Here is a 13,326-nt window from a genome sequence, read left to right as displayed (position 1 = left end):
CGCCAGCGCCGCGGGCACCACCACCGCGCCCGGCGCCACCGCGGCCGCCGCGTGCAGTGGATCGAACTCGTCCACATGGGACAACGTGGCGTCGGCCGCCACAGCGGTGACGAGGTCCAGGTCACCGCCCGCGGCGAGCGACACCGCGTCGCCGCCGCGGGGGAGCAGCGGCACCCAGCGCGTCGCGAGTGGGTGGGAGCCCCCCGAGGCCACACACGCGACGGTGTCGAGTACCTGCCGCCCCACTGCGGCGAGCGTGCCGCGGCCGGCTCGCGTGGCCACGTCCCGCCCCCGCTCGACGAGTTCGAAGAGGACTGTCTCCATTGGTCGCTGCGCTCCTCCGCTCCGCCGCTCCACTCACAGGAGGGGGAGCACCTTCCCGGCGACGTCGTTCAGCAGCGGGTAGGGCAGGTCGTAGGACCCGACGTGCTGCAGGAACACCGCGTCCGCGCCGGCCGCGCGCACCGCCTCGAGCCGGTGGGCGATCTCCTCGCCGGAGCCGAACAGGCAGAACTCCCGGGCGAACGCGACCGCCGCCTCGTCGCTGATGTACGGGCCGCACGCCGCCACCGCCGCGGCCCAGTCCTCCGCGTGCACCACGTCCGGGTACGCGCCCGGCAGCGGGATCGGCGGCACGTCCACGTGCACGCCCGCGAGCGCGAGGAACGACACGCCGCCGTTCTGCGCGATCCCGGCGCACACCGGCTTCAGCTCGCGCGCGTCGCGCTCCACGTCGTCGGTCACCTTGCAGTAGGCCGACACCGTCGTCCGCGGCGGCGTCCCGCGCCCGGCCGCGCCCTCGCGCACGGTCGAGGTCGCGGCGGCGAGCGTACGCGGCGAGACGCCGGACAGCAGGATCACCCCGTCGGCGATCTCCCCGGCCAGGCGCAGGTTCCGCGGCCCGCTCGCCGCGACGTGCAGCGGCACCGGCACCGGGTCGCGCATGCGGGAGCGCACCCCGCCGAAGTCGACCTCCTCGCCCGCCAGCAGCGCGCGGATCGTCGCGAGCCCCGACCGCAGCTCCGAGCCCGTGCTCGCGCGCAGGCCCACCGGGACGACCGAGCTGTTGCCCACGCCGAGCCCCAGCACGAACCGGTCGAGCGCCACCTCGCCCACCGTGCGCGCGGCCGACGCGACCACGCTCGGGTGCCGGGTGACCACAGTGGACACCGCGATGCCCAGCGTCACCCGCGACGTCGCGGCCGCCGCCGTCGCCGCGACGGTGAACACGTCGCGCCACAGCAGCTGCGAATCGGGCAACCACACCTCGTCGAAGCCCAGCCGCTCCGCCTCCGCCGCGGCCGCCACCACCTCGGTGACCGGCGCGCACGGCGGGATCCGCACCCCGACCCTCACGACAGGAACGCCAGCGTCAGGTCGTTGAACCGGGTGGCGTGCTCGTGCTGGGGCCAGTGCCCGCACTCGCCGAGGATCTCCAGCCGCGACCCGGCGATCGACGCGTGCATGCGCCGCGCCTCCGGCACATCGCCGAACGGGTTCTGCGCCCCCCACACGATGAGTGTTGGCGCGACGATGCGCGACATCTGCTCGGCGGTCAGCAGGTCCTCGGTGCGGTTGTCCATGTCCTGCAGGCACAGCAGGTGGTCGATGTTGGCCACGAACGCCGGGCGGTGGTAGATCGTGTGCCGCACGGCGACCAGCTCGTCGGACACGTTCGCCTTGTCGTACATGAGGAGCTCCAACCGGGCGCGGGTCAGCTCGACGTCGTCGGTGAGGACCGCCGCGCGCGTGCTCGTGCGGATCCGGTCCATCACCGTCGGGTTGGCGACGGTCCCGCCGGCCGCGACCAGGATCAGCCTGCCGGCCCGGTCCGGGTGGTCGGCGGCGAGCCGGCCCGCCACCCAGCCACCCAGTGACTCTCCGACGAAGTGCGCCCTCTCGATGCCGTGGGCGTCGAGGTAGTCGAGCACGTGCCGCACGTACCGCGGGATGCGCAGGTCGCCGCCGGGCGCGTCGGTGTAGCCGTGGCCCAGCATGTCCAGCGCGTGCAGGGTGAACTTCTCGGCGAGCGCGGGCACGTTGCGCACGAACGCCTCCAGGTGCCCGCTCGTGCCGTGCAGCAGCACGACGTGCTCGCCGCTCCCCGCGCGCAGCGCGCGGGTGCGCACGCCGCCCACGGGGGCGTAGTCGATCTCGTAGGGGGTTCCGGCCAGGTCCGTCCACAGCGTCACGACACGCCTCCGGTGGTGAGCACGGCGGCCGGCGTGAGCACGCTGACCCCCATGCCGGTGAGCCATTGGGGAATCTCCGCGTAGGCGGCCGTGGACCCCGTGCCGGGGCCGACCGCCGCGGCCATCGCCACCCACGCGCGGATCTCGTGGGCGCCGTTGCCGGCCTCCTCCTCGATCCGCTCGTCGGTGTGGTCGAGTACCGGCGTCACGTCGCCGGCCTCCAGCAGTCCCAGGAACCACTCGTCGAACGCCGGGTTGATGTCCGGCCGCGCCGCGCGGATGATCTCGCGGCGCCGCACCTCGTACTCGCCCCAGCTCGTGCGGCCCTCCAGCCACGCGCGCACGAGGAACTCGTCGTCCTCGGACACCGTGGCGAACCACTTCGGCCACGGCAGCCGGTGCGACAGGCCGCCCGACGCGATCACCGCGACCCGCTTGTCCGCGCCGTCGGCGCGGATCGCCTCGCCGATCAGCGACCCCAGCAGGTGGCTGCGGCGCAGCGTCGGCAGCGGCGGGGCGAACGTGTTGACCACCACCGGAACGATCGGCACATCGAGGTCGGGCACCAGGTGCTGCAGCGAGTGCGTGATGCCGTGGTCGACGGTGAGCCGCAACGAGAACGCCGGGTCGAGCCCGCTGCCAACGAGGTGGTCGACGACCTCACGCGCGAGCGTCGTGTCCACCGGCAGCGGCCCGCCGGGCGTGCCGGCCTCGCCCGCGCCGAGCACCTCGCCGACACCGACGGTGAAGCTCGGCATGAGGTCGAGGAACATGCCGCGGAAGTGGTTGGAGCCGATGACGACCAGCGCGTCCGGTCGCGCCCAGGCGAGCGCGTCGCGGGCGGTGGCGAGCCCGTCGCGGAACCGGTGCGCCTCGGGCAGGTGGTCCACCTCGGCCCAATGCGTGTTCATCAGGGTGCTGTGCGACGCCCCCACGCCGAGCACGATGTCACTCATGATGCCCCCTCGCAGGCTCGGTGGCACCGCTCGCGGTCGCCCTGTGTCAATGATTCGCTCGCACGCTCGCTCATGATTCCGTCCTTTCTCCGGTGCACAACGAGACCGCCGTGTGCACCAGGTGCCGGGTGAGCCGGACGGCTTCCCGGAGGTCGACGACATTCATGCCGGCGGGGAAGTCCAGCGGCAGCGGGGCGTCCGGGCCGATGCGGTCCATGCCGATGCGGGCGGTCGGCAGGCCGCGGTTGCGCAGGATGTTCGCGTCGGTGGCGCCGCTGTTGGCCACGATCGGCTCGTGCGGGCGGCCGGCGAGCTCCTCCCACGCGGCCTTCGCGGCGGCGACGACCGGAGCGTCCTCGGGCGTGTGCGTGCCGGGGATGGCGAGGATCAGGTCCCAGTCGACCTCCAGCTCCGGGTGCTCGGCCACGATCCGCGCGACCGCCGCGCCGAACTCGCGGCGGACCTCGGCGGGCGTGGTGCGCGGGCTCGTGCGCAGGTCGACGGTGAACCGGCACAGCGCCGGGGTCACCGACGCCATCCGCGGCCACCCGGCCTCGATCGACGCGACGATGCCCTGCGGCGCCACGAGACCGTCGGTGTGCCGCGCGGCGTACTCGGGGAACCACCGCTCCAGGCCCTCGACCACCTTGGTGGCGTGCAGGATCGGATTGCGGTAGGTCATCCGGTGCCGGCTGCCCACGTAGTTGAACAGGCCCCGCACCCGCACCTCGAACCAGCAGAGGCCGACCTCCTCCCACGCCACCGCCCAGCCCGGCTTCGCGATCACCGCGTGGTCGGCCCACACGCCTTGCTCGAGCATGAACGAGCACCCGACGCCCTGACCGGCGTTGCGGCGGGTGAGACCGCGGGTGGTGCGCCCGTTGGTCGGCATGCCGCCCGCGCCGAGGCCCACGATCACGTCCCCGCGCAACGGGACTCCCGCCGCCGCGATCGCCTCGGCGGCGGCGACCACCGCGGCGCCGTGGCCCTTCGGGTTGCTGGCGCCGAGGCCGAGCACGTGGTCGCCGGCGACCTCCGCGCGCGGGCGCATGTCGGGACGCAGCTCGGGGCCGATCCACGGCACGTCCTCGGCCGGGTCGCCGACGGTCAGCGTGTCGATGGGCGCGTAGAGCAGCAGGTCCTCGCCGGTGCCGTCGCCACGCAGCCGCCCGACCGCGTTGGCCTGCCGGTCGTCGATCTCCTGGTAGGTGGCCTCCAGTCCGCCCGCGGCGAGCTGCCCGGTGAGCCAGTCGGCGAGCGGCGCCTCCTCGCCGGTCGGGCTCGGGATGTCGACCATGCCGACGACCAGCTCGGCCAGCCGCGCGCGGTCGATCTTGTTCCACGCGGCGTCGACCCACTCGCGCTGCTGTGCGACCAGCGGGCTCATGATCCCGGCCGGACCGTGCGCACCCGCGTCGCGCTGCGGGCGCGGAACACCAGGACGGCGACCGCCGTACCCAGCAGGAGAACCAGGACGGTTCGCATGATCAGCTCCTCTCGGTGGTCGGCAGGAACGCGTCGACGAGCGCGGCGACCGCGTCCGGCCGTTCGGCCTGTGGGTGGTGGGCGGTGGCGCCGAGCACGGCGAGGTCGCCGCGGGGCAGCGCGTCGGCGAGCGCGGTCGCGTAGTCGGGGCCGCCGAACGGGTCGTGCCGCCCCCACACGACGAGCGTCGGCGTGCCGACCGACGCGAGGGCGTCGCCGAGATCCTCCGGGGTGCCGCGCGCCGCGGTGTCGGTGGCGAGGCGCAGTGCCGTAGGCGTGGTGCTGGCGCGGTGGCGGGCGAGCACGGCGTCCTCGGACAGCGCCGCGGGGTCGTGCCACTCCAGCTCCGCCATGAGCGCGCGCATCTTCGCCGGGCTCGGGCCGTCGCCGCCGTAGTAGGTGGCCCGGGCCCGCGTGCCGAGCCCGGGATCCACGGCGGGCCCGGGGAACGCGGCCGGCTGGCTGCCGATGAGGACGACGCGCCGCACCCTGGTGGGCGCGTCCGCCGCGAGGCGCAGTGCCACGGACCCGCCGAGCGACTGCGCGAGGATGTCCACTTCGGACAGACCCAGTCGCTCGAGGATGGCCGCCAGCGCGCGGGCGTGGGTGGTGAACAGCGGCCCCGGTTCGGGCGCCGCCGACCCGCCGTAGCCGGGGAGGTCCACCCACAGCCACCGCCGGCCCGGCCGCGACGCGATCACCGCGGCGAAGTCGCCGGCACTGTGGCAGCCGGGACCCCCACCGTGCAACACGACGGTCACCGGACCATCCGCCGCGCCCGCCCAGCCGTGGGTGCTCAATGGCCGCGGCGGGGTTCGGTGGGCTGGATGGTCACGCCGGCCTGCTCGATGTGCCGGCGCAGCGCCGTGATCGAGAGGTCCGGCCGGTAGAGGCGTTCCGGCGGCGCGTCCATCACGTCGACCATCCACGCGTCCTGCGCGGTGAACTGGCCGTGGAACAGCCAGCGGATCGCGGCGAGGTACTTCGCCTTGAACAGCTGCGCCCGCCACCCGGTCTCGAACCGGACCATCAGCTGGACGTAGCGCACCCGGTCGGCGTCGACCGGCACGTACCACTCGTAGTGGATGAACTGCGGGTACGCCACGCGCAGCAGCCCCGGCAGCCGGAACGAGACGAACCCCGGCAGGTCGAGCCCGGCGATCACCGGGTTGGCCTTCGGGCTCTTGCCGGGCCGGTCGGGCAGCGGCATCCGCTTCCACCACCGCTTGTTGGTGAACGTGCCGACGCCGGGGAACGTGGCGTCCCAGTGCAGCTCGTCCTGCACGCGCACGATCCAGCCGTCGCGGTCGACGACGCGGGTGACGTTCCACGTCGGCATCACCTTGAACAGCCGCCACAGCGCCGTGTTGTGCAGGTACTTCGCGTGCCCCTCGTCGAAGCCGTTCTCCGCGGCGAAGCGCCAGTTGCCCGCGCGAACGTCCGTGCGCCCGCCGAGCACGAGCGGGTTGCCGACCAACTCGGCCGGCAGGTCGCGCTCGACGGGCGGCGGGCCCTGCCCGGCCGGGACGTCGCCGATGTAGACGAACAGCAGCCCGAGCCGCTCGGCGACCGGGTAGGTGGCGACCGCGACCTTGCCGCAGATGGGGGAGTCGGGCCCGTCGGTGATGACCGCGCGGAGTTTGCCGTCGGACAGGCCGTAGGTCCAGCCGTGGTACGGGCAGCTGATCGTGCCCGGGAACTGGCGGCGGCCCAGGGACAGCGGGACGCCGCGGTGCGGGCACCGGTCGTGCAGCGCGCGCACCACGCCCCTCGCTGCGTCGTCGCGGATGAGCACGATCCGCTCGCCGGCCACCGTGACCGGGTAGGGCTTCGAGCCGACCTGGGAGGCCCACACCGTCGGGTACCAGAAGTTCCGGAAGCCCAGCGCCGCCGCCTCGTAGGTCGGCCAGGTCGACCAGTCGCCGCCGTCCTGGACCGGCGGCCCGGGCGGGAGCGACGGGACGGTGCGGGACCGCGGGGCGCGCCGCGGCGCGGTGGCTTCGGTCACGGGTACCTCCTGCGGTCGGGACCATGTCTTTGTCAACGTAACGTACAACGTACCGTTCTTCGTCTCTACAAGTCGACGACCAGCTCGGGACCGACCGCGCGCGACACGCACGGCAGCACGGCGTCACCGCTCTCGCGATCGAGGATGGAGTCGCGGTGCTCCGGCGAGCCGCCCAGGACCCGGGTGAGGCAGCTGCCGCACACGCCGTCGCGGCACGCGTTGGGCACGAACACGCCGTGCGCCTCGAGGACGTCGAGCGCGGACGCCTCGGCGGGCACGATCAGGCGCGCCCCCGACCGGGCGAGCACGAGGTCGAACGGGCGCAGGTCGGAGTCGTCGCGCGGGCGCGCGGTGAACCGCTCGACGTGCAGCGCGCCCGCCGGCCACGCCGCGCACCGCTCCTCGACCGCCGCGATGAGCCCGCTCGGGCCGCAGCAGTAGACGGCCGAGTCGTCGGTCGCGGTGCCCAGCAGCGCGTCGAGGTCGAGCAGGCCGTCGGTGTCCTCCGGGTGCACGTCGACCGCGTCGCCGTAGCCCGCGAGCGCGTCGAGGAAAGCCATCGACGTCCGCGTCCGGCCGCCGTAGGCCAGCCGCCACGGCCAGCCGCGCCGCTCGACCTCGGCCACCATCGGCAGGATCGGCGTGATGCCCACCCCGCCGGCGACGAACACGTAGCGCGCGGCGTCGACGAGCGCGAAGTGGTTGCGCGGCCCGCCGACCTCGACCAGGTCGCCGGGGCGCAGGACCTCGTGGACGTAGGCAGAGCCGCCCGTGGAGGCCTCCTCGCGGAGCACGGCCACCCGGTAGTGGCGCCGGTCGGCCGGGTCGCCGCACAGCGAGTACTGGCGGACGTGCTCGGGCATGCCGAGGTCGATGTGCGCGCCCGGCTCCCACCCGGGGAGCAGGCGTCGCTCCGGATCGGCCAGCTCGACGGACAGCACGCGGTCGGACTCCCACCGCGTCGCGATGACCCGCAGGTCAAGGACTCCGGTGTCGTCCACGTGCGCCGTCTCCTCGTCTAGTACTTTGTACGGTACAGTACACGACGACGAGCGCGGCGGGACCACGGAACCTCGCCTGGAGGCGGTCAGCGGGGTCGGTCGCCGCCGGCGCGGATTGTGCGGGAGATGCCCAGCGCGGCCGTGCGGACAGCGGGGGCGAAGCGGGCCGTGTCGAGGCGGTTGGCCCAGCCGGTGATCGACACGGCGGCCACGGCCATGCCACGCGCGTCGAGGACGGGCGCCGCGACGCACGCGATGCCCACGGTGGATTCCTCGTGCTCCTCGGCGTACCCGCGGTCGCGCACGGCAGCGATCTCGCGGGTGAGCAGGCGCGGCGCGACCACCGTGCGCGGGGTGCGGCGGACGAGTCCCGCGGCGAGTACCTCGGCGAGCCGCTCCGCCGGGAGGTGGGCCAGCATCGCCTTGCCGACGCCCGTGCAGTACGCGGGCATGCGCCCGCCGATGCGCGAGGCCACCTCGGGCCCGCCGCGCCCGTCGATCTTCTGCACGTACACGACCTCGGTGCCGTCGGGCACGGCGAGGTGCACGGTCTGCCCGGTGGCCTGGAAGAGGTCGGCGAGGAACGGCGCGGCCGCCTCGCGCAGCCCCCGCTGACGCGGGGCGAGCTGGCCCAGCTCGAACATCGTCATGCCCAGCCGCCAGCCCCGGCCCACCTGCTCGACGGCGTCCCATGTGGACAGCTCGCGCAGGAGCCGGTGCGCGGTCGTCTTGCTGATCCCCGTGCGGCGGCACAGGGTCGCGAGCCCGACCTCCGGGTCCTCCGGCCGGAACGCCGACAGGAGCGCGAAGGCGCGGCCCACGACGGAGTTCGGGCCGTCGTCCCGATGAGTGGAACGCACGTCTTTCATGGTGTCCCGCGCGGGTGTCAGGGTCAACGCATGGACCAGAACGTGACAGCCGCGATCGTGGGGCCGGGCAACATCGGCACCGACCTGTTGGCGAAGCTGCGCCGCAGCTCCGTGCTCGAGGTCGGGTACGTGGTCGGGGTCGTCGAGTCCGAGGGCCTCGCCCGCGCGCGGAAGCTGGGGATCGCGTGCTCGACCGAGGGCGCGGCGTGGCTGTGCCGCCAGAACCCGCGACCGGAGATCGTGTTCGAGGCGACGTCGGCCAAGGCGCACATCGCGAACGCCCCGCTCTACGCCGAGGCCGGCATCCAGGCCGTCGACCTCACGCCGGCGCACCTGGGCCCGATGGTGGCGCCGCCGGTCAACGGCGCGGAGCACCTGCGCAGCCCGAACGTGTCGATGATCACCTGCGGCGGCCAGGCGACAGTCCCGATCGTGCACGCGGTCGCGCGCGTGACGCCGGTCCCGTACGCGGAGATCGTCGCCTCGGTGGCCTCCCGCGGCGCCGGGCCGGGCACCCGGGCCAACATCGACGAGTTCACTCGCACCACGGCTCGCGCGGTCGAGGAGGTCGGCGGCGCGGACCGCGGCAAGGCGGTGATCGTCCTGAACCCCGTCGAGCCGCCGATGATCATGCGCGACACGGTGTTCTGCGCGATCGCCCCGGACGCCGACCGCGCGGCGATCACCGCGTCGATCCACGCGATGGTCGAGGAGGTGCGCGAGTACGTGCCCGGCTACCGGCTGCGCGCCGAGCCCCAGTACGACGAGCCGCGCCCCGACTGGGGCGGCGACGCGCGGGTGGCGGTCTTCCTGGAGGTCAAGGGGAACGGCGACTACTTGCCCGAGTACGCGGGCAACCTGGACATCATGACCGCGGCCGCCGCCCGCGTCGGCGACCTCATCGCGCGTGACCGGCTGGGGGCGGCGGCATGAGACCGCAACTGTCCACTCAGGTCCGGCTCGTCGACACGACGTTACGGGACGGGTCGCACGCGATGGCCCACCAGTTCGCCGAGTCGCAGGTGCGCGACACCGTGCGCGCGCTCGACCGGGCCGGGGTCGAGATCATCGAAGTGTCGCACGGCGACGGCATCGGCGGGTCGTCCTTCAACTACGGCTTCTCCGGCACCGACGAGATGAGGCTGATCGCCGCGGCCGCCGAGGAGGCCTCGACCGCGCGGATCGCGGTGCTGCTGGTGCCCGGCATCGGCACCGCCGACGACCTGCGCCGCGCGTACGACGCGGGCGCGCGGGTGGTGCGGGTGGCCACGCACTGCACGGAGGCCGACGTGTCACCGCAGCACTTCGGGCTGGCGCGGGACATCGGCATGGAAACCGCGGGCTTCCTGATGATGGCGCACCTGTCGCCGCCGGAGGACCTGGCGAAGCAGGCGCGGATCATGGTCGACGCCGGCTGCCAGGTGCCGTACGTGACCGACTCCGCGGGCGCGTTGCTGGCCCACGAGGCGAAGGCGCGGTTCGAGGCGCTCGTCGCGGAGGTCGGCGACGAGGCGTGGGTCGGCTACCACGGCCACCAGAACCTCGGGCTCGGCGTGGCGAACTCGGTGATCGCGCACGAGGCCGGGGTCCGGTACGTCGACGGGTCGCTGTGCGCGCTGGGCGCCGGCGCGGGGAACTCGCCGACCGAGGTGCTCGGGGCGGTGTTCGACCGGCTCGGCGTGACCACCGGTGTGGACGTCGCGGCCCTGGTCGACGCGGCCGAGGAGGTCGTGCGGCCGTACCTGCCGCGCTGGCCGAAGATGGACCGCAACGCGATCGTCCAGGGTTGGGCGGGGGTGTACTCGTCGTTCCTGCTGCACGCCGAGCGCGCGGCCGAGCGGTACAAGGTGCCGGCGCACGAGATCCTGCGCCGCTGCGGCGAGCTGGGCTACATCGGCGGCCAGGAGGACATGATCATCGACGTGGCGCTCGAGCTGGCGGCGATCCGATGAGCGACGCGGCGACGAAGGCGAAGGCGCTGTACGAGGCGCGCCGCACCCGCCGGCCGATCGAGCCGTTCACCGCGACCGAGCCGGACCTCACGATGGAGGACGGCTATCGGATCCAGCGCGAGCTCGTGGCGCTGCTGCTCGCCGACGGTGAGGAGATCGTCGGCTACAAGGTCGGCCTGACCTCCGAGGCGATGCAGCGCCAGCTGGGCGTGTCCTCGCCGGACCACGGCCCGGTCTTCGAGTCCACTGTGTACCGTTCGGGTGCGGCGGTGGCGGTCGGCGAGCTGATCGCGCCGCGGGTGGAGGCGGAAATCGCGTTCGTGCTCGGCTCCGCGCTGCGCGGGCCGGGCGTCACGCGCGACGACGCGGCCGGCGCGGTGAGGGCCGCGGTGCCGGCCATCGAGATCATCGACTCGCGCATCGCCGACTGGCGCATCGGGCTCGCCGACACGGTGGCCGACCTGGCGTCGAGCGCGGCGGTCGTGCTCGGCGACGAGGTCCCGCTGCTCGGCGCGGACAGCCGCGAGCTCGCCGTGGTGCTGGAACGCGACGGCGCCGAGGTGGCGTCGGGCGTGGGCGCGGCGGCACTCGGCGACCCGGTCGGGGTGCTGGCCTGGCTCGCGAACGTGCTCGGCCCGTACGGCGTCACGCTGGAGCCCGGCCAGGTAATCATGACGGGCGCGCTGCATGCGGCCGTCCCGCTCGCCGCGGGCGACACCTTCACCGCGCGGTTCGACCTGCTGGGCGAGGTGCGCGCCGCCTTCCGCCGAGCACCGTCCGCCGAGCACCGTCCACGACGCCGAGCGCGCTCCGATCGTTAGGCCGTCGGCGCGGGTCACATGGCGACGCCTCCGGCCCGACCCCCCGTGCCGCCGTCGACCGGTATGCCCACCCCGGCCAGTGTCATGTGCCGCCGGTCCGCTTTGCCCGGTGAACCCGCGGGAACCAGAACGGCAGCCGTACCGCAGTTCTGGTCCCGCCAGGCACGTCGCTCGCCGAGAAAGCCGCGCCAAGTCGGGTGTGGACGGTGGTGACGGCCTCGTCGACGAGCAGCCGGTAGTCCGGGTCGATGTCGCGGTGACCGTTGTCCTTGATACCCATCGCCGGGTCAACCACCGCTCGGTAGATCACGTGGTAGCTGGGAGCGTCGTCCCGGGCCAGCTCGCCGTCCAGGTCGTCGGTACGATGGGCGAAATCCATGGGGTGGTTTCGGTTTTCCGCACGTCTGGTCGGCTGTTCGGCTGGGTGGGTTACTGGCCCAAACGTCCGTCGATCCGCTCGCGCAACAGGTCCGCGTGACCCATGTGGCGGGCGTACTCATGGATCATTCCGACCAGCACATCGCGCAGCGACATCGGCCCTCCACCGCTACCATGCTGGTTCAAGGGATCGTTGCCGGTGATGTCGAGACTGGGCGCCTCCGCCACGAACCGTGTGGCGAAGTCCACCTCCGCACGCCATACGTCCCACGCCTCCGCAACCACGTGGGGGTCGGGGACAGCACCATCGAAATCACCGTCACGGTCGGTGTCGGAGCAGAACAGCCGGGGCACGTCCTGTCCCGCCATCATCCCCCGGAACGTCCCACGCTCTTGCTCGGCCAGGTGTCGCACCAGCCCCAGGAGCGACATCGTCGATGGCTCGACGGAACGCCGCGCCATAGCCTCCGCATCAAGCCCTGAGCATTTCATCTCCAATGTGAGGCGGGCACAGCGCAGGGCTTCGACCAGCGTCGTGCGCTCGTCGCCCAACGTTGGTCCGTTCTCACGCGGGTCGTCGTCAGACGGCTTGCCGTCCGCGGTGAACATGTCGGCTCGTCGGGTCGTGGCCATGGCCGCAATCCTCGGCGATGCGCATGGCGGCCGACAAGCGATTAACGACACCTGCACTCATGGCTGCCCAAACCGGTGATCGGCTACCCGCCACCGCGGCGGACCGGATCAGGGCGTTTATCGCGGGGCGTGGGCACGGACGTGCACCGGCGTGGTCGACCTGGGTGGCGGGGCGATTGCGGGTGTGTCCGTGGTCAACAGCCGCTGGCCAACCGATCCCTGCCAGGTGGTCGACCCGCTCATGAACAAGATCACCGCCAACCGCTGACCCGGCTCGTGGTGCACGAAGTGCTCGACGAGCCGAGCATAACCGAGTGTCCCAAGACGTCCGGCGGACGCGGCACGCACGTGTACATCCGGATCCAACCGGACTGGGGCTTCACCGACGTCCGGCGGGCCGCGCTGTCGCCATGACCACGACGATCGACTCCACGACCACGCCATCCGTACGCCAGCGCCGGCAACTCGACGACCGGACCGTGGCGACGCTCGCCGCGCGTGTCGAGACCCGCGCCCGCGGACCCGCGCCAGCGGCGACAAGGGCGGGACGCCCTCGTCCGTTCGCCCCAAACTGTTGTCCGTTACCACCGGTTCCTTCTGCCTTGGCGTCGTCCTTCATTCGGCGCCGATGTGGGCGACCCGGCGACCGGAACCTCCCGGCCGTCGGGATAGCGGCGCACCACCTCGGGCGCGCCCACGTACAGGGAGCCATCGGCCGCCGTGGTGAGCACACGTTCCGCGGCCTCGATGTCGATGGCCTTCCACCGTCCGTCCGGGGGATGTCGCCATCAGCGGCACGTCCATGTCATCGACACACACCGTCTCTTGTGGATCGACCGCGACCCGCGACCCGCGACGCGCCGACCCGCAACCGCTCCACCGGACCCGGGCCGCCGTCTCTCGCGCGCACCGGCTCGTCCCACTCATGGTTGGCGCGGTCGCCCGCGACGCGGCGCACGGTGCCGGCGAACTCGTCCTCCCACGGGTCCGGACCGGCAGCCGGTGCGGAGGCCGCCACGGGCGTCGTGGCG

General features: G+C 73.3%; 14 protein-coding genes and 1 pseudogene. 4 read left to right on the top strand and 11 right to left on the bottom strand.

What is annotated here, in order from left to right:
• From GEV28_RS26255 to GEV28_RS26215, 9 genes are all read right to left on the bottom strand, one after another.
• The coding region (locus GEV28_RS26255) for a hypothetical protein (RefSeq protein WP_291414898.1) at positions 1 to 324 on the bottom strand (324 nt) is incomplete at its 3' end.
• A gap of 33 nt (positions 325 to 357) precedes the next feature.
• Entirely contained in the window at positions 358 to 1,356 is a 999-nt protein-coding gene (locus GEV28_RS26250; RefSeq protein WP_291414897.1) for an LLM class flavin-dependent oxidoreductase, read from the bottom strand.
• The gene (locus tag GEV28_RS26245; RefSeq protein ID WP_291414896.1) at positions 1,353 to 2,192 is read right to left on the bottom strand and encodes an alpha/beta fold hydrolase; all 840 of its coding nucleotides are present in this window, start codon (positions 2,190 to 2,192) and stop codon (positions 1,353 to 1,355) included. Before GEV28_RS26245 ends, GEV28_RS26250 begins: the two co-directional genes overlap by 4 nt.
• Positions 2,189 to 3,148, bottom strand: a complete 960-nt coding sequence (locus GEV28_RS26240; protein WP_291414895.1) for a hypothetical protein — start codon at positions 3,146 to 3,148, stop codon at positions 2,189 to 2,191. Before GEV28_RS26240 ends, GEV28_RS26245 begins: the two co-directional genes overlap by 4 nt.
• A 70-nt stretch (positions 3,149 to 3,218) precedes the next feature.
• Positions 3,219 to 4,535 carry a M20/M25/M40 family metallo-hydrolase gene (locus GEV28_RS26235; RefSeq protein ID WP_291414894.1) on the bottom strand — a complete coding sequence of 439 codons (1,317 nt, stop codon included), beginning with the start codon at positions 4,533 to 4,535 and terminating at the stop codon, positions 3,219 to 3,221.
• Between the two features lie 100 nt (positions 4,536 to 4,635).
• Positions 4,636 to 5,394: an alpha/beta fold hydrolase gene (locus tag GEV28_RS26230; protein WP_291414893.1), complete on the bottom strand. Its 759-nt coding sequence runs from the start codon at positions 5,392 to 5,394 to the stop codon at positions 4,636 to 4,638.
• A gap of 35 nt (positions 5,395 to 5,429) precedes the next feature.
• Positions 5,430 to 6,641 carry an aromatic ring-hydroxylating dioxygenase subunit alpha gene (locus tag GEV28_RS26225; RefSeq protein ID WP_291414892.1) on the bottom strand — a complete coding sequence of 404 codons (1,212 nt, stop codon included), beginning with the start codon at positions 6,639 to 6,641 and terminating at the stop codon, positions 5,430 to 5,432.
• Positions 6,642 to 6,706: 65 nt separating this feature from the next.
• Complete coding sequence (locus GEV28_RS26220; RefSeq protein WP_291414891.1) at positions 6,707 to 7,642, bottom strand: PDR/VanB family oxidoreductase; 936 nt, start codon at positions 7,640 to 7,642, stop codon at positions 6,707 to 6,709.
• An 86-nt stretch (positions 7,643 to 7,728) separates the two neighbouring features.
• The gene (locus GEV28_RS26215; RefSeq protein WP_291414890.1) at positions 7,729 to 8,502 is read right to left on the bottom strand and encodes an IclR family transcriptional regulator; all 774 of its coding nucleotides are present in this window, start codon (positions 8,500 to 8,502) and stop codon (positions 7,729 to 7,731) included.
• A 39-nt stretch (positions 8,503 to 8,541) separates the two neighbouring features.
• Between GEV28_RS26215 and GEV28_RS26210 the strand changes: the two genes are divergently transcribed.
• The 3 genes from GEV28_RS26210 to GEV28_RS26200 are packed head-to-tail and all read left to right on the top strand — an operon-like array spanning position 8,542 to position 11,284.
• Positions 8,542 to 9,444 carry an acetaldehyde dehydrogenase (acetylating) gene (locus tag GEV28_RS26210; protein ID WP_291414889.1) on the top strand — a complete coding sequence of 301 codons (903 nt, stop codon included), beginning with the start codon at positions 8,542 to 8,544 and terminating at the stop codon, positions 9,442 to 9,444.
• On the top strand, positions 9,441 to 10,463 hold the full coding sequence (gene dmpG / locus GEV28_RS26205) for a 4-hydroxy-2-oxovalerate aldolase (RefSeq protein ID WP_291414888.1): 1,023 nt from the start codon (positions 9,441 to 9,443) through the stop codon (positions 10,461 to 10,463). The genes GEV28_RS26210 and dmpG overlap by 4 nt, the downstream gene beginning before the upstream one ends.
• Positions 10,460 to 11,284 (top strand): fumarylacetoacetate hydrolase family protein, encoded by an 825-nt coding sequence (locus GEV28_RS26200; RefSeq protein ID WP_291414887.1) that lies wholly within the window; start codon positions 10,460 to 10,462, stop codon positions 11,282 to 11,284. The genes dmpG and GEV28_RS26200 overlap by 4 nt, the downstream gene beginning before the upstream one ends.
• Positions 11,285 to 11,366: 82 nt before the next feature.
• Here the strand turns inward: GEV28_RS26200 and GEV28_RS26195 are convergent, their stop codons facing one another.
• Both GEV28_RS26195 and GEV28_RS26190 read right to left on the bottom strand, forming a co-directional pair.
• On the bottom strand, positions 11,367 to 11,663 hold the full coding sequence (locus GEV28_RS26195) for a hypothetical protein (protein ID WP_291414886.1): 297 nt from the start codon (positions 11,661 to 11,663) through the stop codon (positions 11,367 to 11,369).
• Between the two features lie 50 nt (positions 11,664 to 11,713).
• The gene (locus GEV28_RS26190; protein ID WP_291414885.1) at positions 11,714 to 12,271 is read right to left on the bottom strand and encodes a DinB family protein; all 558 of its coding nucleotides are present in this window, start codon (positions 12,269 to 12,271) and stop codon (positions 11,714 to 11,716) included.
• A gap of 300 nt (positions 12,272 to 12,571) precedes the next feature.
• Between GEV28_RS26190 and GEV28_RS26185 the strand changes: the two are divergent.
• A pseudogene (locus GEV28_RS26185) lies at positions 12,572 to 12,703 on the top strand (ATP-dependent DNA ligase); the annotation flags it as partial.
• Positions 12,704 to 13,326: the final 623 nt, after the last annotated feature.

The organism is Actinophytocola sp. (assembly GCF_009379765.1).
Lineage (GTDB): Bacteria > Actinomycetota > Actinomycetes > Mycobacteriales > Pseudonocardiaceae > Actinophytocola.
Note: the sequence above shows the minus strand (reverse complement) of the source record. Positions and strands in the feature narration are given on the sequence as shown.